The 25447-nt window shown below is 71.6% G+C and carries 23 protein-coding genes; 6 read left to right on the forward strand and 17 right to left on the reverse strand.

The window, feature by feature from the left end; genetic code table 11:
* The first annotated feature begins 60 nt into the window (after positions 1-60).
* Together lepB and D7231_RS27230 are read left to right on the forward strand one after the other, a co-directional pair.
* Positions 61-864, forward strand: coding sequence for a signal peptidase I (gene lepB / locus D7231_RS27225; RefSeq protein WP_120758205.1), 804 nt, complete (start codon positions 61-63; stop codon positions 862-864).
* 242 nt (positions 865-1106) lie between these two features.
* Entirely contained in the window at positions 1107-1508 is a 402-nt protein-coding gene (locus D7231_RS27230) for a hypothetical protein (protein ID WP_120758206.1), read from the forward strand.
* Positions 1509-1688: 180 nt separating this feature from the next.
* Here the strand turns inward: D7231_RS27230 and D7231_RS27235 are convergent, their stop codons facing one another.
* On the reverse strand, positions 1689-2096 hold the full coding sequence (locus D7231_RS27235; RefSeq protein WP_120758207.1) for a hypothetical protein: 408 nt from the start codon (positions 2094-2096) through the stop codon (positions 1689-1691).
* 380 nt (positions 2097-2476) lie between these two features.
* Between D7231_RS27235 and D7231_RS27240 the strand changes: the two genes are divergently transcribed.
* The 3 genes from D7231_RS27240 to D7231_RS27250 are packed head-to-tail and all read left to right on the forward strand — an operon-like array spanning position 2477 to position 4249.
* Positions 2477-2908 (forward strand): hypothetical protein, encoded by a 432-nt coding sequence (locus tag D7231_RS27240; RefSeq protein WP_147449806.1) that lies wholly within the window; start codon positions 2477-2479, stop codon positions 2906-2908.
* A 46-nt stretch (positions 2909-2954) separates the two neighbouring features.
* A complete protein-coding gene (locus tag D7231_RS27245; protein WP_147449807.1) occupies positions 2955-3962 on the forward strand; it encodes a hypothetical protein in 1008 nt (335 codons plus the stop codon).
* Positions 3963-3988: 26 nt separating this feature from the next.
* Positions 3989-4249 (forward strand): hypothetical protein, encoded by a 261-nt coding sequence (locus tag D7231_RS27250; RefSeq protein ID WP_147449808.1) that lies wholly within the window; start codon positions 3989-3991, stop codon positions 4247-4249.
* Between the two features lie 12 nt (positions 4250-4261).
* On the opposite strand, the gene D7231_RS27255 is transcribed toward D7231_RS27250, so the two are convergent.
* The 15 genes from D7231_RS27255 to D7231_RS27325 form a co-directional block, all read right to left on the reverse strand.
* Positions 4262-5521, reverse strand: a complete 1260-nt coding sequence (locus D7231_RS27255; protein WP_147449809.1) for a hypothetical protein — start codon at positions 5519-5521, stop codon at positions 4262-4264.
* Between the two features lie 5 nt (positions 5522-5526).
* Positions 5527-7038, reverse strand: a complete 1512-nt coding sequence (locus D7231_RS27260; RefSeq protein ID WP_120758212.1) for an MFS transporter — start codon at positions 7036-7038, stop codon at positions 5527-5529.
* Positions 7035-7847 carry a class I SAM-dependent methyltransferase gene (locus D7231_RS27265; protein WP_158673823.1) on the reverse strand — a complete coding sequence of 271 codons (813 nt, stop codon included), beginning with the start codon at positions 7845-7847 and terminating at the stop codon, positions 7035-7037. The genes D7231_RS27260 and D7231_RS27265 overlap by 4 nt, the downstream gene beginning before the upstream one ends.
* A gap of 32 nt (positions 7848-7879) precedes the next feature.
* The gene (locus D7231_RS27270; protein ID WP_120758214.1) at positions 7880-9364 is read right to left on the reverse strand and encodes an amidase; all 1485 of its coding nucleotides are present in this window, start codon (positions 9362-9364) and stop codon (positions 7880-7882) included.
* A gap of 1 nt (position 9365) precedes the next feature.
* Positions 9366-9659 (reverse strand): hypothetical protein, encoded by a 294-nt coding sequence (locus tag D7231_RS27275; protein WP_120758215.1) that lies wholly within the window; start codon positions 9657-9659, stop codon positions 9366-9368.
* Positions 9649-11157 carry an aminopeptidase P family protein gene (locus tag D7231_RS27280; RefSeq protein ID WP_120758216.1) on the reverse strand — a complete coding sequence of 503 codons (1509 nt, stop codon included), beginning with the start codon at positions 11155-11157 and terminating at the stop codon, positions 9649-9651. The genes D7231_RS27275 and D7231_RS27280 overlap by 11 nt, the downstream gene beginning before the upstream one ends.
* 35 nt (positions 11158-11192) lie before the next feature.
* Complete coding sequence (locus D7231_RS27285; RefSeq protein WP_241999945.1) at positions 11193-12176, reverse strand: ornithine cyclodeaminase family protein; 984 nt, start codon at positions 12174-12176, stop codon at positions 11193-11195.
* Entirely contained in the window at positions 12173-13438 is a 1266-nt protein-coding gene (locus tag D7231_RS27290; RefSeq protein WP_120758217.1) for an aminotransferase class I/II-fold pyridoxal phosphate-dependent enzyme, read from the reverse strand. The genes D7231_RS27285 and D7231_RS27290 overlap by 4 nt, the downstream gene beginning before the upstream one ends.
* Positions 13435-15330, reverse strand: a complete 1896-nt coding sequence (locus tag D7231_RS37835) for an alpha/beta hydrolase (RefSeq protein WP_120758218.1) — start codon at positions 15328-15330, stop codon at positions 13435-13437. The genes D7231_RS27290 and D7231_RS37835 overlap by 4 nt, the downstream gene beginning before the upstream one ends.
* 61 nt (positions 15331-15391) lie before the next feature.
* Positions 15392-16240 (reverse strand): HpcH/HpaI aldolase/citrate lyase family protein, encoded by an 849-nt coding sequence (locus D7231_RS27300; protein WP_120758219.1) that lies wholly within the window; start codon positions 16238-16240, stop codon positions 15392-15394.
* On the reverse strand, positions 16237-17190 hold the full coding sequence (locus D7231_RS27305; RefSeq protein ID WP_120758220.1) for an isopenicillin N synthase family dioxygenase: 954 nt from the start codon (positions 17188-17190) through the stop codon (positions 16237-16239). The genes D7231_RS27300 and D7231_RS27305 overlap by 4 nt, the downstream gene beginning before the upstream one ends.
* 26 nt (positions 17191-17216) lie before the next feature.
* Complete coding sequence (locus tag D7231_RS27310) at positions 17217-17780, reverse strand: MaoC family dehydratase (protein ID WP_120758221.1); 564 nt, start codon at positions 17778-17780, stop codon at positions 17217-17219.
* Positions 17777-19453, reverse strand: a complete 1677-nt coding sequence (locus D7231_RS27315) for a 2-isopropylmalate synthase (RefSeq protein ID WP_199739470.1) — start codon at positions 19451-19453, stop codon at positions 17777-17779. Before D7231_RS27315 ends, D7231_RS27310 begins: the two co-directional genes overlap by 4 nt.
* A 656-nt stretch (positions 19454-20109) precedes the next feature.
* A complete protein-coding gene (locus tag D7231_RS27320) occupies positions 20110-21669 on the reverse strand; it encodes an outer membrane protein assembly factor BamB family protein (protein WP_120758223.1) in 1560 nt (519 codons plus the stop codon).
* 122 nt (positions 21670-21791) lie between these two features.
* Complete coding sequence (locus D7231_RS27325) at positions 21792-22466, reverse strand: GGDEF domain-containing protein (RefSeq protein ID WP_120758224.1); 675 nt, start codon at positions 22464-22466, stop codon at positions 21792-21794.
* Positions 22467-22678: 212 nt separating this feature from the next.
* Here D7231_RS27325 and D7231_RS27330 point away from each other — a divergent pair, with 212 nt between their 5' ends.
* A complete protein-coding gene (locus tag D7231_RS27330; RefSeq protein ID WP_241999946.1) occupies positions 22679-23158 on the forward strand; it encodes a DUF779 domain-containing protein in 480 nt (159 codons plus the stop codon).
* Here the strand turns inward: D7231_RS27330 and D7231_RS27335 are convergent.
* Entirely contained in the window at positions 23095-25302 is a 2208-nt protein-coding gene (locus D7231_RS27335; protein WP_120758226.1) for a putative bifunctional diguanylate cyclase/phosphodiesterase, read from the reverse strand. The genes D7231_RS27330 and D7231_RS27335 overlap by 64 nt on opposite strands.
* Between the last annotated feature and the right edge of the window lie 145 nt (positions 25303-25447).

The raw sequence follows: 25447 nt of genomic DNA on the forward strand, positions 1-25447 counted from the left end.
CTCTTCGCATAGGGTGATATCGCCGGAACGTGGAGTGCATGTGGGGGCGTGGGGGTTGGTGTGCGGTCGGAGCAGGGTGGTCCTGGTGAGCGGAAGCGGGTGAAGGCCGCCAGGGCGCGGCGGCCGTTCTGGAAGGAGCTGCCCCTGCTCATCGTGGTCGCGCTGGTGCTGGCGCTGCTGATCAAGACGTTCCTGTTGCAGGCGTTCTCGATCCCCTCGGAGTCCATGCAGGACACCCTGCAACCGGGCGACCGGGTCCTGGTCGACAAACTGACGCCGTGGTTCGGGTCCAAGCCCGAGCGCGGGGAGGTCGTCGTCTTCCACGACCCCGGTCACTGGATGAAGGACCAGCCGACGCCCGAGCCCGGCGTGGTGCAGAAGGTGCTGGGCTTCGTCGGGCTGATGCCGTCCGCCAACGAGAAGGACCTCATCAAGCGGGTCGTGGGCGTCGCCGGCGACACCGTCGAGTGCAAGGGCGCCGGTCCGCTGACGGTCAACGGCAAGCCGCTGGACGAGCCCTACGTCTTCCCGGGCAACGTTCCGTGCAGCACAAACCCGGATGCCCACTTCAAGGTCACGGTGCCCAAGGACCGGCTGTGGGTGATGGGCGACCACCGGCAGGACTCGCAGGACTCCCGCTACCACCGGGACGAGGACGACAAGGGCTTCGTCCCCGTGGACGACGTGGTGGGCCGCGCCATCGTCGTCGCCTGGCCCCTCGACCGCTGGGACACGCTTCCCGTCCCCGACACCTTCGATCAGAAGGGCATCGGCAAAGCGGCCGCCGCCGCACCCACCGCGGTGGCCTTCGCCGGTGCCGTTCCTCTGGTGATGGTGCGCCGGCGCCTGCTTTCCCGTCGCTAGGCCGACGGCACGTCGCATCGGCCTGCCGGCGCCCGTCTCCGAAGAAGCCGGGCTTCTTCCAGCCGTTCGATAAAGACGCCTGAAAATCTGCCTTTTGCCCGTCAGGCGACATTTATCTGCCATTCGGTGACCGGTAACTACCCGTTCCAGTAGTCCAGTTCTCACGCATACCTGAATTGGCGTCAAGTGCCCTTACTCCACTAGACTTTACGCAAGCACCAGCAAAAGAAAGGGCGCCATTCATGGGCACCAAATTCATTGAGGTAGACGAATCCCACAAGGGTCAGCCCAACGTGGAAGAGGGCGTGAAGACGATCGAGGTCGGTGGTCAGACGATCACGACGACGATTTTCGTTCAGCGGATCGACTTCGATGACCTCGCCCCCGAGGTGACCGATGAGCTGACCACGGTCAAGTTCGCCGTAACGGTGACCGAGGAGATGGAGGACCTGACGGGGGAGGTGGACGAGGACGGTTCCCCGGTTACGGAGATCAAGGAGATCCAGGTGCCCAAGTGGCTCGAGATCGATCTCGGTCCCGAATCCCTCAAGCAGTACGAAGAGGTAATGGCGCCGTTCTTCGCCGCCGCCCGCGAGACCGAAACGCCGATCGTGCCCGCGCCCCGCAAGCGCCGGAAGAAGTGACCTCGCGCCCCTCTCCTGTCGACAGGAGAGGGGCTTCGTTGCTCCCGCACGAGCCGCGGCGCCGAGTCGGCGAGCGGCACTCCCCTGCCGCCCCGGCGCCAGCGCCGGCCAGCCGCACCCCGGCCGTCGCGGCCCATCCCCTGGGCGCCCCCGTCGGGGCCGCCCAGGGGATGTGGGGTGTTACCAGCTGCCGCCCCAGACGGCTCGGGTGCCTGCGGGGCAGGTCAGGCGGAAGTCCCACTGGCCCGAGAAGGTCTCCGGGAACAGGTGGCGGCCGTCCGTGCAGTCCACGTACACGTGGTACGAGGTGCCGTTGCACGTCATGAAGAAGTTGCGGCCGCCGTCGGTGCGGCCGTTCCAGCAGGTCGCGGCCAGTTCACGCTCGGTGGAGCTGGATGCGCGCTGGACCTGGGTGTTCGCCGCGCTCGACGTCACCCCCGCGGTGCTGGTCTTGCTCTGCCCGTCCGTGCTGGTCGCCTGGGCATCGGCGGTGTTGGGCACCGGGTCCGCGCCGGCGGGTGCGGCGAAGCCGCCGAACGCCGTGATGGCGATCGCTGCGGCAGCAGCGGCGTTCCTCAGGAACGTCACGTTCTCCTCCGAGAGATGACTGTTGACGTAGGTACGGGGGGTTCCCCGCCCTTTCGGTGCCATCGTGGATGATTGCCGCCTTGGGTGGAGTTGGTGCCGTTTCGGGGGGCGTGCGGGAAGAATCGTCCCCAACTGGGCATGTGTCCCTGCCGGGTTGGGACGCGCTCCTGCGAAGGTGTGGTCAGCGGCCGCTCGTTGCCCGTTCGTGTGGGGGACCCCGCCGCCCGCCCGACCTCCGGCCTCCCACCTCCCGCGGCCGCCGCCCCGGATTTGACGGGCGCTTAACGGGCCTTCCCGTACCGCGACGCATACGCCCCGCTTTCTGCCCGCAGGGCCCTGGTAGCGTGCTTGTCAGCGTATCTATCACTCGGGGGGTATAGATGTCGTTTGAAGAGGAATGGTCGCAGCTCGTCGCCGAAGCGAAGGCCGAGCACGCCCCGCGCATGCGACTCAATGGCGCGGGCGGCGACGCAGGGCGGGGAAAGCTTCACGTGACCGCCGCGCTGCTGCGGGACCGGGCCGGCACGGCGGAGGACAAGGCCGCCAAGGAATTCCGGGACGCGCACAAGGACGCGGTGTCGAAGACGTCCGACGTATCAGGGACGTTGAAGGGGTTCGCCTCCAGCGGCGCGTTCGGCGACTTCGCGGAGTCCTGGAAGAAGGGGGCCGCCTACGTGGCGGGGCAGATCGGCGGCGAAGGGCTCGCGAAAGCCCTGCGGGCGGCCGCGGACTCGTTCGGGCACGCGGACAAAAAGGTGGAACAAGACCTGCAAAAGGCCCGTTCCGCGTACAAGCCCGGCGACATCATCTGAGGGGAACGACGGCACCATGTCCTTGACCTACAGGGACCTCAGGCACGTGGATCTGGAGAAGCTCTCGTCCGCGGTGGGCGCCTGGGGGAAACTGCCCAAGCGCGTGCACGACGCGGGCGAGACCTTCCGCACCGAGGTCGCCAAAGGCTTACAGGAGTCGGACTGGCAGGGGGAAACGGCGGAGGCCGCGTCCACGGCCATCACGGGGCTGTCGTTCCAGCTCGCGAACGCGGAGCAGGAGGCGCACAGCGTCCACGACTTCCTCAACAGCTGCCTGGAGTCGTTCCGTTCCGCGAAGAAGGAACTCGACGGGATCGCCACGGAGCTGGCCGGGCACGAGCACCTGTCCCTGAGCCCGGACGACGGCTCGGTCCGCGTGGACACCGCGAAGGTGAAGCCGGAGGACCTGGCGGACCTCCGGAAGGCGTACGAGCCCGCCATCAGGGCCTACGAGAAGCGGACGCACCAGGCCCTCGAAGACGCCCGGGAGACCGACGAGACACTGAGCTGGGCGCTGCGCAGCATGAAGCAGAGCTACGACAGCGGCTTTCTCCCCACCGCTCCTACCGACCTCGCGGACGCACGGCGGATGCGGACGGAGCAAAGCCGGGAGAGCGACAAGAAGATCTCGCTCAAGCTGCTCTCCGACCAGGAGATCGCGTACAAGATGCAGCACGCGTCGGACGGCAAGTTCGGCAGCACCTGGCTCAAGCCCGCAGCCGAGTTCATCGGCTACCGGTCCTGGATGAACAGTGCCGACAGCATTCAGAAGCGGGACTGGGAGAGCGCGAAGACGTACTTCATCGGCGGCACGCCCGCTTACGCGGCGGGCATGGAGGCGTGGCTGATGGAGACTTCCGGGGGCGGAGGGCTGCACCGTAAGCCCACGCTGATGAACAAGGCCGGCAAGTTCGGCGGCAAGGTCTTCGGATTCCCGGCCGGTGTCGTCGCCACCGGTCTGGACTTCTACTACACCCCCGCCATGCACGCCTCCGAGCGCCCTGATGCGAAGATCATGGCGCCGAAGGATCCCGGGCGGGTGCACTGGAAATGAGGCGCGGATCGATGCAGCGCGGATCAATGCAGCAGAGAAACACTCCGGCGCGCCGGGGCGGGCGGGTGCCGGTCGCCCACGTGCTCTTCGGCAATCACCGGACCCTCATCATGGGGATTCTCGGGACGATGGCCGGCGTCGTGGGCTCCGTCGGCGGGATCTCCGCCGGCGCCGGCGTCCTCGAAATCCTCGGCTTCATCGGGATCGGGCTCCTGGGGCTCGCCCTGGCCGTCGGCTATGTCGTGGTCGCTTCACCATCCAAGGGGCGGCGCTCGCCGCGCCGATAGCGGCACCCTCGGCTACACCACGAACGCCCACGACATTCCCGCGCTCCGCGAACCGTTCACCACCGGCGAGTCGACGGCCCCGCGCACGACCACGCCGCTCGCCCGCTCCCCGTAGAGGTACATGCCCAAAACCAGGTGATACGGCTCAGAAAAGCCTTCCTCCCCCGGAAGGTCGACCGTCGAAGCGTAGACGCGCCGCTGCGCGTACCAGGTGGCATCGGCATCCCGCGTCAGCAGGTCACGCAGCTCCTCCGCGGTGTGCTGGTCGCCGGCCAGGACGCCCCTGCCGCCGTACAGGTAGCTGCGTTTGAACACCAGCCGGTCCTTGTCCGCGACCATCGCGTCGACGTCGCCGGGCCCGACGACGGCGGTGTGCGGCACGTACTGCTCGATGGCCGCCCGTTCCTCCGCGGTGAGCAGGTGGTGGTGGGCCGGGTCGCAGAGGAGGGCGAACCAGCGGCGGTGCATTTTCAGTTCCGCTTCGAACATGCAGGAGAGCACGGCTCCGCAGGCCCGCAGCCGGGCGAGGAAGGCGCCGTTGTCCGTGGTGTCGTCGAACGTGACCAGCCGGTGGACCAGGGTGCGGCCGGCCTCGCCGGGCTCCAGCCACTGCACGGGATACGTCAGCTCGTCGTGGTACGCGAGCTCGATGTCGGGGGCCAGGAGGCGGAGGTACTGCTGGAGCATCAGGTGCTGCCCGTAGCCCTGGGCGCGGTGTCCCGGCGTGTCGAGGACGACGATGCGGGTGAGCCCTGCGCGCCGGCACTCCGTCACGTACTGGAGGGCGAGCTGCCGGAACGGCGAGATGCCGGTCACCGGCCGGCCGAGGATCTCGGCGTGCAGGTGGGCCGCGTGGTAGGCCTCTCCCCCGCCGACGCCGGAGAAGTGGTTGAGCTCGCAGAACCAGTAGCCGTCGGCGGTGGGGATGATGTCGGCCCGCAGCATGCGCAGCCCGGACGAGGGCAGGGCCTGCCAGTCGACGTGGGCCGCCATCTCCGCCGGGACATCGAACATGGCCACGAGCTCGTCGGCGGTCAGGGTGGCGCAGAGGTGGGCCAGCACCTTGTCCTGGGCGTCGGCCAGCAGGCGGGTGGCCCGCTCCAGGGCCGCGTGCTCCGCCGGGGCGATGCGGAAGTGGCAGGGCAGCATGGGGACCTTCATGCCGGCGTCGCGCAGGAGCTGGTCGGCGGCCCGCGCCGCGAGCGCGTGCTCCGGCGAGCGGCGGGCGTCGTACTGCTCGGCGAGGAAGGCGCGGTTGTCTTCAGCGAACACGGAGATCACCCATCGGTGGTGAGGGGGGCCGCGCGCCGCTCCCGGAGCCGGCGCAGTGCATAGCCGGCCACGAGGGAGAGCGCGAGCAGCAGGAGGATCGCGAACGCCACGGCGAACACGTCGTGGAGAGCCAGGCTCCGGACGCTTCGGCCCGCGCCGTCTGCGGTCGGCAGGCCGGCCGCATGCGCATGGTACGCCTGCCGGATCGTCAGGAACGCCGCGCAACCCGCGGCACCGACCGATCCGCCGAGGCTGCGCGCCATGTTGAACAGCAGCGACCCGGAGGCCGCCTGATCGGCGCTCAGCGCGCGGGTGGCCATCAGGCCGAGCGCGGCGAGCAGCAGGCCGGAGCCGACGGCGCGGCACATCAGCGCGATGACGATCAGGACGTACGGCGGGGAGGAGCCGGCGAGGAAGGGCAGCAGCGCGGCCGTCGCGAACAGGAGGGCGCCCGTGCACGACACGAGGTAGGTGTCGATGCGGCGCAGGAAGAGCGGCAGGCCGAGCGCGATGACGAGCTGGACGGTTCCGCCGTAGAGCGAGACGGTGGCGATGCCGGCGGCGGAGAAGCCGAGCGTGGTCAGGTAGACGGGGATGAGGACGTAGCTGGAGTAGACGGCCACGCCGCCGACGACGTTGAACACGCAGCCGGCCAGGAACGGCCGCAGCCGCAGCAACCGCAGGTCGACGAGCGGGTGGCGGCTGCGCAGCTCGGTCACCACGAACAGGACGGCGGCGACGATCGCCGCGCCCACGGTGAGGGTCACGACGGCGGAGGAGAACCAGCCGCGCTCCTGGCCGGTGTCCAGTGCGTACTGGGTGCAGGCCAGGCCCACCACGGCCGCCCCGGCGCCCACGGCGTTCACCCTGCGCCCGAGCGGGGAGGCTTCCGTGCGCATGTGCCGCAGCCCGGGCAGGGCGAGCCACAGCCCGAGCGCGCCCACCGGCGCCGCCACGCAGTACAGCGCGCGCCAGCCGGTCCACTCCCCCAGGGTGATGCACAGGACGGGGGCGAGGACGTACGAGCCGGTGACCAGGATCGAGAACGCCGAGATCGCCTTCGGGTGCTTGTCGCCCGGCAGGAGCACCACGATCGCGTAGTACGCGAACGGCATGATCGCGCCGCTCGCCGCGCCCTGCACGACGCGCGCGACGAGCAGGCTCTCGAAGCTCCACGCGCAGGCGGACAGCAGCGCGCCGCCCACGAACAGGCACACCAGCAGGACGAGGTACGTCCGGGCGGGGAACACGCGGGTCAGGAAGGCGCTCAGCGAGAGGGTGATGAGCTCGGCGGTCGCGTAGGCCGAGATCACGAGGGCGCCCTTGGCGAGCGGCTCGTCCATGCTCTCCTGGATGCTGCCCAGCACGGTGCTGGTCATGGCCAGGTCCAGGACGGTCATGGCGGCGGCGATGATGCAGCCGAGGACCGCGCGCCAGGCGAGCGGGGAGAGCGGGGACGGTCCCGCCCCCTGCCCCTCGGGGCAGGGGGCGACCGCCGCCGGCTTCGGATCCGTCACGACCCGCCCTCTGCGCCGGCGGGCTTGCGCCCCCACGCGTAGACCGTGAGCGAGCGGAGGTCGGTGAATCCGGGATCCGCGCACAGGTCCATGACCGCGTCGACGTCGGCCTGCGTCAGGAGGCCGGCGCCGACCAGGTAGGCGCCCTCCTGCCGGATGTTGGCGGCGGCCAGCGCGCCGTAGGGGCCACGCTCGCCCAGGCAGTTCGCCCGCGTCAGGACCTCGATGTCGCGCAGGCCGGCGCGCGCCAGCTGGGACGGGAGCGTCTGCGCCCACCGGTGCATGTCGGAGCCCTGGGCGGTCCAGCTCGTCTCCATGGCGCCGAAGAAGCGCCGGACCGGCTCGTGCACCGAGCCCGCCGCGGGCATGAGCAGCGGCTCGCCGAGCGCCAGGCCGCCGCCGGGCTTGAGCCACCGCACGGCCCTGGCGACCAGTTCCTCGCGCTCGGGCAGGTGGCAGAAGGTGAACCGCGAGTGCACCAGGTCGAACGAGCCGGGCGCGAAGTCGAGCTCGCGGATGTCGCCGGCGCGCCATTCGAGGTTGGCGCGGTCGGTGTCGGCCAGATACCGGGTGTCCATGTCGACGGCGAGGACGGAGCCGTCCGGGCACTGGTCGGCGGTCCAGCGCGCGACGGAGCCGGCGCCCGCCCCGATCTCCAGGCACCGCCAGTCGCGGCCGAGCCCGAGCTTCCCCAGCACGGTGCGGGTGTCGGGATCGCCCCACGCCTGGAGCAGCCGCAGCCGCTCGAACTCCTCCGGTGTGTCCTTGCTGAGCGCGCCCGACGCGTAGTCGGTCGCCAGAGTCGTCACTGTACGGCTCGGTGTACGGCTCGCTGTACGGCTCATGAGTTCCCCCCTGTACGCCCTGCGGGCGCCCCTGTGCGGCCGAGGCCGATGCCCGTATCCATGCCCTGCGGGCGGCGGTGCCGCTCCCCCAGTTCCGCCTCCAGCACCTCGGCCACGCGGAACACGGTCGCCTCGTCGTGGGCCCGCCCGACGATCTGGAGGCCGATGGGCAGCCCGTCCGCGGCGAACCCGATCGGCAGCGACAGGGCCGGATGGCCGGTGACGCTGAAGGGGATCGTCTGCATGTCGTTGGCGAGCTTGGGCGGCGGCCAGTTCTCGGGGAAGTCGCTCCAGCGCGCCGCGGTGGTCTGGCCGCACACGGTCACCAGGACGTCGTGCCGCTCGAACACGGTCTCGTCGAGCCGCCGCTTGAGCCATTGCCGTACGTCCAGGGCGCGCAGGTAGTCGGCCGCCGCGATCCCGGCGCCGGGCATCACCCGCTGGTACGTGTAGCGCCCGAACGAGCGCGGCCGGCGGCGCAGGTCGTCCTGGTGGACCGCGAAGGCCTCCGCCGCGAAGACGACGCGCCCGCACGCGTTGAACACGTCGTACGGCGGCAGCGTGACCTCCTCGACGGACGCGCCGTGTCCGCCGAGCACGCCGAGCGCCCGCTCGATGCCGGCGGTGATCTCCGGCATCGTCAGGGGGTCGTCGGCGTACCAGCCCGGCGACGTGGCCACGCGCAGCCCGGCGACCCCGCGGCCCAGGGCGGACATCCAGTCCGGGGCCGGGGCGCCGGCGGTGCGCGGATCGGCCGGGTCGGCGCCCGCGACCACGTGCAGCGCGGCGGCCGCGTCGGCGACGGTCCAGGTCAGCGGCCCGAAGTGGTCGAGCGTCCGCGACAGGGTCTGGACGCCGTGCCCGGACACCCGCCCGTAGGTCGGCTTGAGCCCGACCGCGGCGCAGTGGAACGCCGGGCCGCGGGTGGAGCCGCTGGTGTCGGAGCCGATGGTGACGCGGGTCAGCCCCGCGGCGACCGCCGCGCCCGAACCCGACGAGGAGCCGCTGGGGACGTGCTCCTCGCTCCACGGGTTGCGGGCGGGCGGGACCGGCAGGTCGAAGCTGGGGCCGCCGACCGCGAACTCGAAGGTGGTCAGCTTGCCCAGCCCGACCGCGCCCCCGGCGCGCAGGCGGCTCTCCACCGTGCTGTCCGCGCGGGCCACGTCGTCGGTCCGCAGCCACGAGGCGTTCGTGGTGGGCACGCCCTCCGCGTCGAAGATGTCCTTCAGTGCGTACGGGATGCCGTGCATCGGGCCGCGGTCGGTGCCGGCCCGCAGGTCGCGGTCGGCGGCGGCGGCCCGCTCCAGCGCGGTCTCCTCCGTGACCAGGATGAAGGCGTGCAGCGCGGGGTCGAACCGGGCGATCCGGTCGAGGGCGTGCCGGGTGAGCTCGACGGAGGTGAGCTCACCCGACCGCAGGAGCGCCCCCGCCTCGGGAACGGACAGCTCGTGCAGTGCCGTTGCCTGCCGAGCCGAGGGCATGTCAGGCACCCGGTCTCTCCTCGTCGTCGCCCGTACGGATCTCCCCACCCGTACGGCCGTGCTGATCGGTCCGGCCGGTCCGGCCGGTCTCCACGCCCCGCAGCAGCGCGGTCATGTCCCGCAGCCCGCGGTAGCCGGCGAGGACGCCGCCCTTGAGGTCGGCGGGCACCTCGATGCCCAGCCGGCCGGTGAGGGCGTCGAACTCCGCCTCGGCGGCGGACTCCGCCACGGCAGCGGGATTCGCCACCGCCGCGGAGTCCGCCACGAGCGCCGCGCGGGCGTCGTCAGTTGCCATCGAGGCCCGGCTCACGGGGGCCCGCCTCGCGCTGGGCGGCGAGCCAGGACTCGACCTCGTGCGACTCGGTCGGCAGCGCCTCGGTCAGCAGGCGGTTGCCGGTGGCGGTGATCAGGACGTCGTCCTCGATGCGCACGCCGATGCCGCGCAGTTCCTCGGGCACCAGCTCGTCGTGCGGCTGGAGGTAGAGGCCGGGCTCCATGGTCAGGACGTGGTTCTCGCGCAGGACGCCGCGGCCGTAGTGCTCGGGCCGGGCGTGGCCGCAGTCGTGGACGTCCAGGCCGAGCATGTGGCCGAAGCCGTGCAGCGACCAGCGGCGGTACGCGATCGACTCCGGGTCCATGGCCTCCTCCACGCTGCCCTTGAGGATGCCGAGGCTGACGAGGCCCTCGGCGAGCACCCGGTTGCAGGTCGCCTGGATCTCCGCGAAGGCGGTGCCGGGGGCCATCTTGGCGAGGCCGGCGGTCCGCGACGCGTGCACGATGTCGTACACGTCGCGCTGGGCCTTGGTGAACGTGCCGGAGACCGGCAGGACGCGGGTGACGTCGGCGGTGTAGCCGTTGTTGTTCTCGATGCCCATGTCCATGAGCAGGATCTGCCCGGGCTCGACGACGGCGTTGTTGTGCGACCAGTGCAGGATCGTGGAGCGGGGGCCGCCGGCGGCGATGGAGCTGTAGCCGAGGCTGTTGCCGACGATGCGCGCGCGCCAGGTCATGATGCCCTCGATGTACCGCTCGGGGGTCGGCGCGTCGGGGCGCAGCCGCCGGGCGATGTCCTCGAAGCCGAGGATCGTGGCGTCGACGGCCTCCTGGAGCTGGGCGATCTCCCACTCGTCCTTCTCCAGCCGCAGCTCGGACAGGACGCTGGCGAGCATGGCGTCGCGCTCGGCGTTCTCGGCGGTGGCGGGCAGCGCGCCGCGCTCCAGGCCGCCGTCGATGCCGGTGTCGTAGCCGCGCAGGACGCGCGTCCGGTCCGAGTCCGCCACCTTGGCGAGCGCCGCGGGCAGTTCGTCCAGGGGGCGCGTGGCGATGCCGAGGATGGCGGACTTCTCCTCCGGGGAGAAGCGCCGGCCGTGCCAGATCTCGCCGTCCATCCGGTCCAGGTACGCGGCGCCGGCCCGGTGGTCCAGGCGCGGCTGTACGTAGAGGACGGCGTCGTGGCCGGTGGCCGCCGGGTGCATGATCAGGACGGCGTGCGGCTCCTGATCGCCCGTCAGCCACAGGAAGTCGCTGCCGGCCCGGAACTCGTAAGGGGCGCCGAAGGTGCGCGAGCGGTGGCTGCCCGTGGGGATCACGAGGGTGTCGCCCGGGAAGGCCGCGGAGAGCCGGGCCCGGCGGCGGGCGAGGTGCGCAACGTGCGCTACGGGCGTGAGGTCGATGTCCTCCTCCTCGCGCCAGCCGGAGGCCATCAGGTCGAGGAACTTCCGCGGGATCTGCGCGTCGTGGGCGCCCGAGATCTCGTCGCGTCCGATGTTCGCCCTGTTCGCCTTGCTTGCCATGCGATTCCCTCCCTTGGTCGGGGGCGTACCGGCGCTCACGGGGCAGCACCCGTCAGCCGGAAACCCTCGAAGTCGTCGCGCCCTGCCAGATGGGCACAAGTGATCAAATCAAGATACGCGCACCCGGTCGAGGCGAAGATCGTTCCCTGCTTGGTGAACTCCCCGGCGCCCGGGGCGAAGAGGGCGTCGAGCTCGATCGCCCGGGCGTGGCTCTCTCCGGCCTCGGCGAGCGCCGTGCGCAGGTCCTCGACGATCACGACGCTGCTGCGCAGCAGCTCGGCGGAGACCTCCCGCGACGCGGTGGTGTGCGCCCCCATGCAGTTGATGTGCACGTGGGCGGGCAGGCCGTCCCCGATCGGCAGCGGGCGCACCGAAGTGGTCGCCGTCGACAGGATGTCGGCGCCCCGGGCGGCGTCCTCGGCCGACCGGGCCACCACCACGCCGGCGTGCCGGCCGCCGGCGGCGGCCATCTCCTCGACGTCGCGGGCGAAGGCCGCCGCGCGGTCCGGGTCGCGGGACCAGACCCGGACCTCGGCGAGGTCGCGCACCGCGGAGACGCCGAGGTACTGCTGGCGCGCCTGGACGCCCGACCCGATGATGCCCAGGACCCGGCTCTCCGGGGCGGCGCACCGGTCCGTCACCAGCGCCGTGACGGCCGCGCACTTGAGGTTGGTGACGGTGTCGCCGTCCAGCGTGCCCAGGAAGCGTCCGGTGGACGCGGAGAACACGGGCACGACGGAGGTGACGGTCGCGCGGCGGCCCGGTACGGGGGACGCCACGATCGTCGCGACCTTGTTGACGTAGAGGTCGTGGTCGGGCGACACGGCGGGCATCGAGATGAACTTCGCGCCCGCGGCGTCCTCTACGGTCTCCCGCGGCGGGACCAGCATCCGGCTCACGGCGCCGCTGCGGAGCGCGTCGCGCATGGCCCCGGCCAGGGACCGGACGAGGGTCACGGACCCTGCGGAGGCGGGGCCGGGCGCCTCCGCGGGGTCCGTCATCCGCATGCAGTCCGTCATGCGGGCCCGTCCAGCACGTCGTCCAGTACGTCTTCGAGGACGGTGACGAAGTCCTCCGTCATGGCGGTGGTCATGTCGCCCCGCAGCATCAGCCGGACGCCTGCCCGGCCGCGCGGGACGACCGGGAAGAACATCGCCGAGCAGTAGTAGCCGCGCCGGTAGAGCTCGGTGGAGAGCCGTACCGCCTTCTCGTTCTCGCCGACCGTGACGAACTTGATGTGCGAGCCGGTGCCGCGGACGTCGCGGCCCTTCATCCGCCGGTCGAAGATCGCGATGTTCTCGGCGAGTTGCCGCTGGCGCACTCCGAGCTCCGGTGAGCGGTGGACGGCGATGCTGCCCAGGGTCGTGCCGATGGCGCCGGTGCGCATCCCCTGGGACCAGCCCATCGGGCCGGAGCGGTAGAGGAAGTCGAAGACGCTCGACGAGCCGAGCATGGCGATGCCGCCGGTGCTGCCGAAGGCCTTGGCGGTCGAGGCGACGATCATGGTGCGTTCGTCGAGCTCCCGGAACACCGACCGGGCGTAGCCCTCGCCGTTGGGGCCCTGTGTGGAGAGGGCGTGCGAGTCGTCCAGATAGACGTACATGCCGTACTTCTCCTGGAGGGACTTGATGCCCTCCAGGTCGGCGAGGCCGCCGGTGGAGTACGCGCCCTCGCACACGTAGGCCACGCGCGGGTACTTGCGGCACACGTCTTCGAGGAACTGCATGTCGTTGTGCGGGCTGGTCAGCACCATCGTCTCGTCGGCCACGACCGGCTTGACGAAGTTCATCGAGAAGTGCGCGAACCGGTCGAACACCATGACCAGCGGCTCGCTGTCGGTGAGGTGCCCGGAGGCCAGCAGGGGCAGCACGGCGGCGCTGGTGACGCCGCAGGAGATCGACGGCAGGACGGGCCCGCCGAACAGGCCGGCGAGCTCCTCCTCCAGGCGGTGCGCGGCCTCCAGGCGGATCCGGAACTCGGCCATGGCCAGCCCCGTGATCTGCTCCTCCCGCAGGGCCGCGACGCCGGCCTCGACGACGGTCGGGTGGCTGTTCAGGCCGAGGTAGGAGCACGAGGAGAGGTTGAGGAACTCGTGCCCGGTGCGGACGTCGCGCAGCCGGTTCTGGCCGTTCGTGGCGTCGACGCGGATGTCGAGCATCCCGTGGTCGCCGGCGAGCTTCCAGGCGGCCTCGCCGGCCGGGACCATGCGCTGGTTGTTCCGGAACCGGTGCGGTCCCATCACCGTCTCGGCCTCCGGGCCGGTCACGGTGTCGTCGCTCATGAGTTTCCCTCGTTCCGTGCGCCCTCGCGGGGCGCCGCCGTGCCGGGCTCGCGCAGGAAGGCACCCAGGCGCGCGAGCGCCTCGCGGGCCTTGGCCAGGCGCGAGTGGTGCATGTGCCAGACGTGGACCATGCCCGGCCACACCTCGATGGAGACCGGGGAGCCGGCGGCGGCCAGCTTCGCGGCGAACCGCTCGGAGTCGCTGTGCAGCATCTCCCGCTCGCCGACCTGGATGAGCACCGGCGGGAAGCCGTGCGGGTCGCCGTAGTGCGGGGAGGCGTACGGGGTCTCGGGGGCGGTTCCGTCGAGGTAGGCCTCGGCGACGTCGTCGACCACCGACCGGGACATGAGCGGGTCGATGTCCTCCTTCGTCGTGAAGGTCTCCCCCGTGCCGGCCAGGTCCGTCCAGGGCGAGACGACGGCGGCGGCCGCGGGCATGGGCAGCCCGCGGTCCCGGGCGGCGAGCAGGGCCGCGAGCAGGAGGCCGCCGCCGGCGGAGTCGCCGGCCATGACGATCGACTCGGGTGCCCGGCCCTCGTCCAGCAGGGCCGCGTAGACGGCCACGGCGTCCTCGACGGGCGCGGGGAACTTGTGCTCCGGGGCCCGGCGGTACTGCGGGTGCAGGAACGCGCAGCCGGCGCTGCGCGCGGCCTCGGCGACCATGCTGCCGTGGCTGGTCTGCGTGCCGAACACGTAGCCGCCGCCGTGCAGCCAGATGCCGATGCGGGCGGGGTCGGCGTCCGGCGGGGTGAGCACGTAGGCGGGCACGCCGCCCGCCTCGCGCTCGGTCACCCGGACGTCCGCGGCCACCGGGGTGCCCCACTGGTCGTAGAACGTGCGGCCCTCGAAGAGGTCCTCGGGCCAGTCGTCCGCGTTCAGCAGGTCGAGCAGGTCCGCGAGTTCGGCCTCGTCGGCGGGGCTCATGGCCGGGGCGTCCGGCCGGTGCAGCAGTGACATGGCGTGCCTCTTGCCGGGCGTGGCGGGGCTCTGGGCGGCGAGGGCGGTGTCCACACCACGGTGGTAGCGGTTGTGGTCCGGGGTGTCCAGGTCCGGCACCTTGACCTTGACCTCGGGAATGTCCAGGCGGTAGTGGCGGTACCAGTTGTTGAGGTTCTCGCCGTCGGTGAACTGGAGCTCGATGTGGCGCAGGGGGCGCTTGCCGGGCTGTGCCGGGTCCGCGAGGCGCGGTGTCGAGCCGGCGTGCGCGAGGCCGCCGTCGACCTCGTTGTTGAGGACGACCATGACCATGTCGCCCTTGAGGTCGACGTCCAGGGCGACGGCGTGGCGGGCGAGGACGGCCTCGGTGTGCTCCTGCTTGACCGCGACGTTGTAGCTGTGCGGCATGAGCTCGATCAGGTCGGCCGGGTCGACGCCGTTCTCGCGGCAGTACGCGCTGGTGTCGCACACGATCGGCAGGCCGCCGTCGATGTTGGTGTTGGGGCCGTAGACGTTGCCGATGAACGTCGTGGCGGAGTCGAAGTGGACGCACTTGGTGGTCAGGAACTCGCGCGACTCGGTGTGGTCGGAGTTGGGCGTGAAGCTGGTGTTCTTGTTGAAGCCGTCCACGTCCATGCTCGCGACCTGGTCGTAGCCCATGGGCAGCGGCGAGTGCGGTGCGGGGTCGACCGCGGCGGCGAAGGCGCGGAAGACCGCCTCGAAGTAGTCGCGCACGGCGGCGGCGTCGGCCTCGCGGTGGATGTCCAGGCCGTGCCGGTCGAGCAGGGCGCTCGCGCCGTGGCAGACGGCCAGGCCGGCGCCGTCGGCGACCAGTTCCACCAGGCGCGCGACGAGCGCGTCGGGCACGCCGGCGAAGCGCCCGTCGGTCAGCTCGACGGGGTACGTGGAGACGTCGACCATGGCCTGGTGCGCGACGTCGGTCATCGGGGTGCTCACAGTGTCCTCCACGGGTGCCGGCCCGGTTGTACGGGACCGGGGCCGGCGTAGGTTCGGTGGGTCAGCGGATCGGGCGGGCGATGCCGTCGTGCAGCGCGAGCATGCGCCGGGCCCGCAGGACGAAGGGCGGGGCGAGGACCCTGTCCTTGCTGACGGCGAAGCCGCGTTCGTCCGCTTCGTAGTCCTTGATCGTCTGCCGGTACTCGTCCAGCTCGGCCGGGGGGACGCTGAAGGTCTCGACGATCGTGTCGACCTGTTTGGGGTGGATGGCGGCCTTGCCGGTGAAGCCGCACTGCTTGGAGGCCTCGCACTGGGCGCGGACCAGGTCCATGTCCCACAGCTCGAAGGAGTTGGTGTCGATGACCGGCAGGCCGTAGCGGGAGGCTGCCACGCACATCCGGGACCGGGCGTGGGCGAGGTAGTTCTCGTCCTGGGCCCACATCTCGGCGACCAGGTCGGCCTGCCCGAAGCAGAGGCCCTCGCTGGCCGCGGCGATGTCGAAGGCATTCTCGACGGCGTCCAGCGTCTCGATGAAGCTGCAGATCTCGGGCGGGTCGTCCAGGCCGGCCAGCAGGGACCGGTAGATGGCGACGTCGCGGCCCGCGGCGACCTTCGGCACCAGCACCGTGTGCAGGGGCAGGCCGCCGATGCGCCCGCCGAGGGCGAGGATGGTCTGGATGTCGAGCAGGCCTTCCGGCGTCTCGATGCTGTTGATGCGCATGGAGACCCCGGTGAGCCCGGTCCCGGTCAGGTCGACGGTGCCGAGCTGCTCGCGGGCGGTGGGCTTGGCGTCCTTGGGGACGGAGTCCTCCAGGTCGAGAACGAGCGCGATGGATTCCCGCGGCACGTTCTTGAGCAGGGTGTCCACGCGTGACGCCGGGACGTAGAACAGGCACGGGTCGACCTTCACGAGCGGGCCTCCCGTCCGAAGAGCGCGTCCATCTTCTGGAGCGAGAACGTCTCGTAGCGGATGGGCTCGTACGTGGCGGGGCGCTCGCGGGTGAACTTCGGGAAGGCCTCGATGACGGCGTCGTCGTTGGCCAGCTTGAAGAAGACGATCGACTGGCGCGGGCGGTCCACGAGCCGCACCCGGTGCGGCGTCGAGACGTACTCGTCGTTGGACCAGCGGGCCATGAGGTCGCCGATGTTGACGATGAAGTGGTCGCGCTCGGGGACGTCCACGTCGAGCCAGGTGCCGGACAGGTCGCGCAGCTGGAGGCCGGGGCCGTCCTCGGTGAGCAGGGTGATGAGCGTGCCGTCGGTGTGCTCGCCCATGCCCTGGTCGTTGAGGAACTCCCGCTGCACGCCCGGGTAGTACTGCGAGCGCAGCGAGTCGTTGGAGCGGTCCGTGCGGGTGGCGAAGAAGTCGCGCGGCAGTTCCAGGGCGATGGTCAGCAGCTCGGTCACCCGCGAGGAGACCGTCTCGCACGCGGCGAAGTAGGCCTTCAGGGCGGCGCGCAGCGCGCTTCCGTGCTCGTCGGCGGGGAAGGGCAGGTCCTCGGAGTCGTCGAGGACGAGGCGCCCGACGCTGAACTTCTCGACGTAGTCGGACGGCATGCCCTGCTTGCCGGTGTAGGCGTAGGCGTTCTCCGACAGCAGGGCGCTGTAGCCGTAGGGGCTGTAGTCGTTGTCGCCGCGGGCCGTGCTGGTGCGCATCGGCAGGGCGTCCTTGTCGGCGGCGGGCCGGCCGAAGAAGCCGAGGGACAGCTCGTAGGCGTCGTCGAAGACCTTCCGGTCGATGCCGTGGCCGCGGACGATGAAGAAGCCGACCTCGGTGCAGGCCCGGGAGATCTCGTCGGCGACCTTCTCCTCGTTGCCGTGCAGGGCGTCTTCCAGGTTGATCACCGGTAGGACCGTCATGGGCGTCTCCTGTCTCGGGACCGGTCTCAGGACCGGGGTGTCTCAGGACCGGGTGTCTCAGGGCCGGGGTCGGTGGCCGGGGCGCCCGGCCGGCGCATGGCCGCCAGGACGGTGCGGTCGAACTCGATGACCTGGACCCCGTCCTGGTTGCGGCCCACGGTGTGGACGGTGACGATGCCCTCACCGGGGCGGGAGCCGGACGGCCGCTTGCCGGTGATCGTGGTCTCGGCGTAGAGCGTGTCCCCGACGAAGACGGGGGCGCTGAGCCTGACCTTGTCCCAGCCGAGGTTGGCGACGGCCCGCTGGCTGATGGTCTTGACCGTCATGCCGTTGACGATCCCGAACGTCACCAGGCTGGACACGAGCAGCTTCTTGAACTGCGTCCCCGAGGCGTAGACGTCGTCGATGTGGAGCGGGTGCAGGTTGAGGCAGAGCAGCGAGCTCCAGATGTTGTCCGTGGTGGTGATCGTGCGGCCGGGGCGGTGCTCGAAGACGTGGCCGACGACGTAGTCCTCGTAGGCCAGGCCCGCGTCCTCGCGGAACCGGCCGGGCTCCAGCTCGACGTAGGCCGGCAGGGCCGGTTCGCTCATCGGGTTCCCTCCTTGGGCCCGGCCGGCTGCGGCTCGGGCGCGCTGTCCTCGGGTCTGAGCCCGCTGCGGTGCAGGGCCGACAACACCGCGTTCACGGCCGCGGCCCGGGCCGATGCGCCCAGGCCCACGCCCCACACGGGCCGCTCCTCGACGAGGATCCGGGCGTAGCAGGCGTGCGCGGCGCCGGTCGCGGACCCGGCGCCGTCGTGCTCCAGCCGGTCCGTCCCGGCGCGCACGCCGCGCTCGCGGGCGGCGGCCAGCACCGCGTCCGCCGCGTCGCCGGGGTCGTCGCCGGTGACCGTGCCGGGCGCCGTGAAGCCGGCCCAGCCGCCCGGGTCGCAGTACTGGGCGCGGAAGGCGTCCCAGATCCGCTGCGGTTCCAGCTCCGCGCCGGTCGCGTTGGTGACCTGCTGGATCGCCGCGGCGAATTCGACGCGCAGTTCGACGGGCAGGTCGAGGCCCCAGCCGCTGCGCAGGACGTACGCGATGCCGCCTTTGCCCGACTGGCTGTTGACGCGGATGATCGCCTCGTAGCTGCGGCCGATGTCCTGCGGGTCGATCGGCAAGTACGGCACGTCCCAGGGCAGTTCGGCGGGCGCCCGGCCGGCCGTCGCGGCCTGGTCGCGCAGGTGGGCCAGGCCCTTGGCGATGGCGTCCTGGTGGGTGCCGGAGAAGGCGGTGAAGACGAGGTCGCCGGCGTAGGGGTGGCGGGGCGGCACGCCCATCTCGGTGCACTCCTCGGCGGTCTGACGGACCGCCGGGAGGTCGGAGAGGTCGAGCTGCGGGTCGATGCCGCGGCTGAACAGGTTCAGCGCGAGGGTGACCAGGCAGACGTTGCCGGTGCGCTCGCCGTTGCCGAAGAGGGTGCCCTCGACGCGGTCGGCGCCGGCGGCCAGGGCGTACTCGGCGGCGGCCACCGCGGTGCCGCGGTCGTTGTGCGGGTGGACCGACAGGATGATGGAGTCGCGCCGGTCGAGGTGGCGGTCCATCCAGGCGATCTGGTCGGCGAAGACGTCCGGCGCGTGCATCTCGACGGTGCTCGGCAGGTTGAGGATCAGCGGCCGTTCCGGGGTCGCGTCGACGATCTCGGCCACGGTGTTCGCTATCTCCAGGGCGAAGCCGGGCTCGGTGACGTTGAACGTCTCGGGCGAGTACTCGAAGCGGATGTCGCCGCCGGCCCGGTCGGCCAGGCGCACCATGCGCTCCGCGCCGTCGCGGGCGAGCGCCATCACCTCGGAGGGCGTCATGCGGAAGACGATCTCGCGCCACAGGCACGCGGTGGCGTGGCAGAGGTGGACGACGGCGCGGTCCGCGCCGCGGATCGCCTCGAAGGTGCGGTCGATGGCGTCCGGGCGGGCGGAGGTGAAGACCGAGACGGTGACGTCGTCGGGGATGTGGCCGCCGGTGACGAGGTGGCGCACGAACGCGAACTCGGTCTCGGCGGCGGAGGGATAGCCGATCTCGATGTCCTTGAGACCCAGGCGGACGAGCAGGTCGAACATCGTCCGCTTGCGTTTGCCGTCCATCGGGTTGGCCAGGGCCTGGTTGCCGTCCCGCAGGTCCACCGAGCTCCACAACGGCGCCCGGTCGAGCGGGCGGTCGAGCCACGGGCGCGGCGTGCCGGGCCCGGGCAGCTCCTGCGGAACGGCGCGCCGGTAGCGGTGGACCGGCATTCCGGAAGGCTGCTGGGCATTCCACCAGGGTTGGCCGGCCGGATGGCCGACGGCAGACGACGGCGTCCTCATAAATTCCCCCTCGGCATACCTGTGCGCGTTGTTCACGAACAATGAAGCCTCGGGATCCGGCTCCATCCGAGCAGGGGGAAATGCCGGGGACTTACGGACCACAGAACGGGCGGCCCGGACCGGACAGATGAAGAAATTCCCCCGTATAGCGACTGCGGCGAGGCCCGCACTCTGCGCGCTATTGCGCCGCGTTGGCGGTGAATTCCCTCGCTCCGCAGCGAACGTATCGACAGGGTTCAGCACTGTCAAGGGATCAGCAGTCCGGCACTTATCCCTCCGGTACGGGGCGGAAATTTTCGCGATACGAAAGCGGAATCAATTCTTCAGAACATGTGATCCAGGCCACGTCGGCCCGTACAGTGTCACAAAAATCGGTGACCATAGCGGGACATTCAGCCTTATTCCACTTTCCCCGCATCTCAGCATACGGACGAGATCTTGTTCGCGTCCGCGGGGCCGCCCCTACCGTGAACCTGCCCGTGCAGGAGAGGGATTCCCTCAAAGACCACCGGTGGGGCGATGCCGGGGGAGGACCGCCATGCCGAATAGCTGTGTTCCGCACCCGTTGCTACCGCGACTTCGATTCAGGAAGCGGGAAGGGCGATCAGGGACTTCTGCCGGGACTTGATATCGGTGCCCCGCTCTTCCGTCACATAGCCGGCCGAGAGGTAGAGCGTGCGGCCGTGCGTGACGGGATAGGGGTCGGAACCGATCCAGGCCTTGGTGGGCGTGGGGCGGTAGCGGCGCACGTCGGTGCGGGCGCCGGTCTCCGGGTCGAAGCGCACCAGGCCGGCCGCGTCGTGGATGTTTCCGGCGACGTACGCGAGGATCTCGTCCGTCTCCGAGGCCACCAGGTGGAACGTCCGGAGGTATCCGCCGGCCCGCTTCTCCCACAGGCGCTTTCCAGTCGTCAGGGACCAGGCCGCCATGCGGTTGTTGTCGTCGGAGTCGTCCTCCTCCTTGTCCAGCGTCATGACCAGCTTGTCGCCCTTGACCTGGACGTCGGAGGCAGGGGCGCTGCCGTCGTCCCCCGAGAGGTTGTAGCGGCGCCTGGGCTCGCCTTCGAGGCGGGTGCGGACGGACCCGTCGTCCCCGAGGACGGTCAGGCGCATGGCCTGGAAGGGCCGTTCGGGGTCGTCGACGACGACCGGCGAGGTGGCGAGAACCTGGGCGTCCGTGCCGTGCTCGCCCAGCCGGTGGCGCCACTTCTCGCGGCCCGTCGCGGGATCGACCACCACGGCGTACGCGGCGGTGTCGGTGCTGCCGAGGAGGCAGCGCTGGATGCGGACGAGCTGCTTGCCGCCGGTGTAACTCTGGCCCCGGCAGGTGTCCTTGTCGCCGGCGCCCTCGTACAGGCCCTTGTCGCCGTCCTTCCACAACTGCTTGCCGTCGGTGACCCGGAACGCCGTGGTGAGGCGGCCATTGGCCGAAACGACCACCACGTCACCACTGCGGGCGATCCGGGGCGTGCTGCCGGGCGCCCACTCATCGGGGTCGAGGGAGTGCTCCCACAGCGTCCTGCCGGACGTCAGGTCGACCGCGTAGAAGGTGTCGCACTGCTCCCCCGAACCGCGGGCGAGAACCGCGACGCCGCCCGACGAGTCGGTCGACGCCTGGCACATGACGCTGCCCGAGCCGGGCGTGGGCGCCTCCCACAACTTGCCGCCGCGCTTGGGGTCGAGGCCGACGATACGGTCCGGGAGCGCCTTGACCACGGCCTTGTCCGTGAACCAGAGGCCGCGGATCATCCTGGGGTGGCCGAGACCGGAACGGGTGTACGGCAGGCTCCACGACACGGTCCGGCTGCCGCCGGCGCGCACCGCCTTCTTGGTGGCCAGGAACATCCACACGCCCGCGCCCAGCGACGCGACCAGCAGCAGCGCGACCACCACCGCGAGGACGACGAGCCCCGTGCGCCGCGGGGATGCGGGGCGCGGCGGCACGGCCGGCGGTGCGCCCACCGGCAGCGGCGGTGGCGGCATCTGCGCCACCGGCGGCAGCGGCGGCGCGGACGGCACGGGTGGCGCGATCACGTAATCGTCCGCGCCGGTGCTCGTACCCGGACCCGTACCCATACCCGTACCCGTGCTCGTACCGGTGCTCTTACCCGTGCTCGTGTCGTTCTGCTTCGGCGGCTCGCCCATCCGGCTTCGGATCTCCTTTTCTCCGTCTTCTCCGTCAATAAAGGAACAGTCATACCAAGTCGGGTTTCCCGGCGGCCCGCCGGGCGGGGTGCGGGCGCCGGGTGCGGGGAAGCGCGGGCCGCCTACGACGCGTTCCTGCGCATCGGTGCGAGCAGCGTGAGGTGCGCGGCGGGCCGGGTCCCCGGGCGGCCGTCACGGCGGCCGTTGGTGGTGCGGTAGACGTCCACGGGCCCGGCGGGGCGCCAGTGCTGGCCGAGGCGCTTGGCGGTGTACATCGCCTCGTCCGCGCCCCGCAGCAGGTCCGGCAAGGCCGCACCGGGCCGGTGACTGGTGCGGCAGACACCGATCGAGGCGCGCGGGGAGAGCGTGACGCTGCCGGTCTCCAGGGGCGCCGAGAGACGCGCGGAGAGGCTGTACGTCAGCTCCGAGTCCAGGTCGGCGTCCGGGGCGAGGCGCACCACGGCGGTGAACTCGTCGCCGCCGAGCCGCGCCGCGAACCCGCCCCGCTCCCGGCACCAGGCGGACAGGCGCCGGCCGACGGCCGCGATGACCTCGTCGCCGACGGCGTGCCCGTGCGTGTCGTTGATCTGCTTGAAGCCGTTGAGGTCGAGCAGCAGCACGGCGGCGTGCGGCCGCTTCACGGCCCGCTGCGCGCGGTGGGTGAACTCCTCGCGGCACATGAGGCCGGTGAGCGGGTCGGTGCGGGCGGTGCGCAGGCGGCGGACGAGGACGAGGGCGTGGGCGGCCCATCCGAGCGTCGGGGCGGCTATCGGTAAGGCCTGGAGCAGGAGGTTCATCGGGCACCTTCCGGAACGTAGAGGTGGCCCGTCGCATCCCTCGCCGTGAACGCGGGCAACGCCGTCGCGGCGGGGCGCGAGCGGGCCGGTGGGTGGGTCCGGTCATGCTGGAGATCCCCCGTTTCCCCGGGTTCGCCTCTGGCGGGCGGCTGCCGTCACCGGCAGGCTGTGCAGTCCGCAGTTCGTGCCGTCCTACGGGAAGGAGATCCACCGTGAGCCCGCAGCCGATCCGCGTCTCACGCGTCGCCCTCACCCCCGGTGCCGCGCGCCTCCTGCGCCTCCTCCGCGAGCGCCACGGCCCCCTGATGTTCCATCAGTCCGGCGGCTGCTGCGACGGCAGTTCGCCGATGTGCTATCCCGCGGGCGAATTCCGTACGGGCGGCTCCGACGTGCTCCTCGCGGAGCTGGCGGTGGAGGGCGTGGCGGAGCCCGTCGGCTTCTGGATGTCCGCGGACCAGTTCGAGCGCTGGCGCCACACGCACCTCACCGTGGACGTGGTGCCCGGCCGCGGCAGCGGCTTCTCCCTGGAGGCGCCGGAGGGCCTGCGCTTCCTGCTGCGGTCACGGCTGCTGACGGACGAGGAGGCGCGGCGCCTGGGCGAGGGCGCGGGCGCCCGCGGTCCGGCGCGTCAGGACGCCGCGTCCACCAGCGACAGCGTGTGCAGCCGCTCCGGCGGGCCCGGCCGCGCGTAGTACCAGCCCTGCGCCGTGTCGCACCCGAGCACCCGCAGGTGCTCCGCCTGCGTGCCCGTCTCCACGCCTTCGACCGTCACTGACAGGTCGAGGGTGTGGGCGAGCGAGACGATCCCCTCGACGATCTTGACGTCGACCGGGTCCGCGGGCGCGCACTGCATGCCGCGGGTGAAGGAACGGTCCAGCTTGAGCGTGCTGACGGGCAGCCGGCGCAGGTAGGACAGGTTGGAGTAGCCGGTGCCGAAGTCGTCCAGGGCGATGTCCACGCCCAGGTCGGCGAGCTGGCGCAGCGGCCGCAGCTCCTCCTCGTCGGCGCCGATGAGGGCGTTCTCGGTGACCTCCAGGCACAGGGCCGACGGGTCCAGGCCGGAGCTGTCGAGGACGGCGACGGTGTCGGCGACGAGGGCGGGGTGGCGCAGCTGCGACGGCGAGAGGTTGACGTTGACGCGCAGGGGCGCCTCGCAGGTGCCGTCGGTCCGCCAGGCGCGGGCCTGCCGCGCGGCCTCCTGGAGCACCCAGCGGCCGAGGGGCACGATGAGCCCGGTGCTCTCGGCGAGGGGGATGAACTGGTCGGGGCCCAGCACGCCGTGGACCGGGTGCAGCCAGCGCACGAGCGCCTCGGCGCCGCGCACCGTGCCGTCGGTGAGCCGGACGAGCGGCTGGTACTCGATGAAGAACTCGCCGTTGTCGAGCGCGGCCGGCAGGCGGTTGGTCAGGCTGTGCCGGGCGATGACGCGGGCGTCGGAGTCGGCGTCGGCCAGCTCGTAGCGGTTCCCGCCCGCGGCCTTGGCGCGGTACATGGTGATGTCGGCGCTGCGCAGCACCTCCGCGGGGCCGCACTCGCCGGCCGCGCCGTCCACGATGCCGATGCTGGCCCGTACGGACAGGTCCCGGCCGTCGAGGCGGACGGGCTCGGCGAGGGCGGCCAGCATGCGGCGGGCGAGGGCGGTGGCGTCGCTCTGCGCGGTGGGGCCGGTGAGCAGGGCGACGAACTCGTCGCCGCCGAGGCGGGCGACGACCTCCGCGGGGGCGCCGGTGCAGGTGCGCAGCCGCTCGGCGACGGCGACGAGCAGCCGGTCGCCCACGGCGTGGCCCAGGCTGTCGTTGACGGCCTTGAAGCCGTCGAGGTCGAGGTAGCAGACGCCGAAGCGGTCGCCGCCGGGGGCGAGGGCGCGGTCGAGGCGCTCGAAGAACATGGTGCGGTTGGGCAGGCCGGTGAGGGCGTCGTGCGTGGCCTCGTAGCGCAGCTGCTCGTGCAGCAGGCGGCGCTCGGTGATGTCCTCCATGAGGGCCAGCTGGTACTGGGGGCGGCCGTGGGCGTCGCGCAGCAGCGCGACGGACAGGTCGGTCCACAGCACGCTGCCGTCGCCGCGGTAGTAGGCCTTCTCGACGCGGTAGTAGTCGCGCTCGCCGCGGACGAGCTCGCTGTAGAGGCCCCACACGTCGGGCGAGTCGTCGGGGTGGACCATCTCGCCGACGTTCCGGCCGGTGACCTCGGCGGGGCGGGTGCCGAACATCCGGCTGAGGGCCTCGTTGACGTCCATGATGCGGCCCTCGACGTCCGCGATGCCGACGCCTATGGCCGCGCCTTCGAACACGGCGCGGAACCGCTCCTCGCTGGTGTGCAGCGCCCGCTCGGTCTCGGCCTGCGCGGCGAGGGCGGCGCGGGAGAGGGCCTCCTGCTCGGCGAGGGTGCGCTCGCGCAGCGCGCCGGCGAAGCCCGCGGCGACGGCGTGCTGCAAGCGGGCGCAGCGGTCCCGGGCCTGCCCGGCCGTCAGGTGCCGGCCCGGCGGGCAGTACAGCAGGAGGTACGCGTCGATCGCGCCCAGGAGCGGGGCGAGGGCGTCGGGTTCGGTGCAGTGCGCGCGGACGATCGCGGCGCCGACCTCGGCGGCGGGGGCCGGGTCGAAGGGCTCCGAGCGCAGTGCGGCGCGGAGCCGGCCGGCGAGCGGGACGAGGTGCTCCTCGAACTCGGCGCGGGTCATGGAGGTCGCCGTCGCGGGGTAGACGGCCCGGCTCCAGACGGCGGCGAAGCGCCGCAGTGCGGCGTCACCCACCGGCGGGGGGCCTACGGCCGCGGCGGCCGCGGCGTGGCCGGGCTCCGTTTCCTCCGGGCCCGGCGGTGCTCCCGCGTCGCGCACCATGTGTGCGTGGGCGTTGCGCGCCCCCGGCCGTCTCGTGCCCGGAGCCACGTCCGAACTCCCGATCCCCACCCCGACCTCGGTTCCGCTTCCGCTTCTGATTCCGTTTTGGATTCCGCTTGTACCGTCGGTCCCGGCCTCACTCCCC

It is taken from the genome of Streptomyces klenkii (assembly GCF_003626645.1).
Taxonomy (GTDB): domain Bacteria; phylum Actinomycetota; class Actinomycetes; order Streptomycetales; family Streptomycetaceae; genus Streptomyces; species Streptomyces klenkii.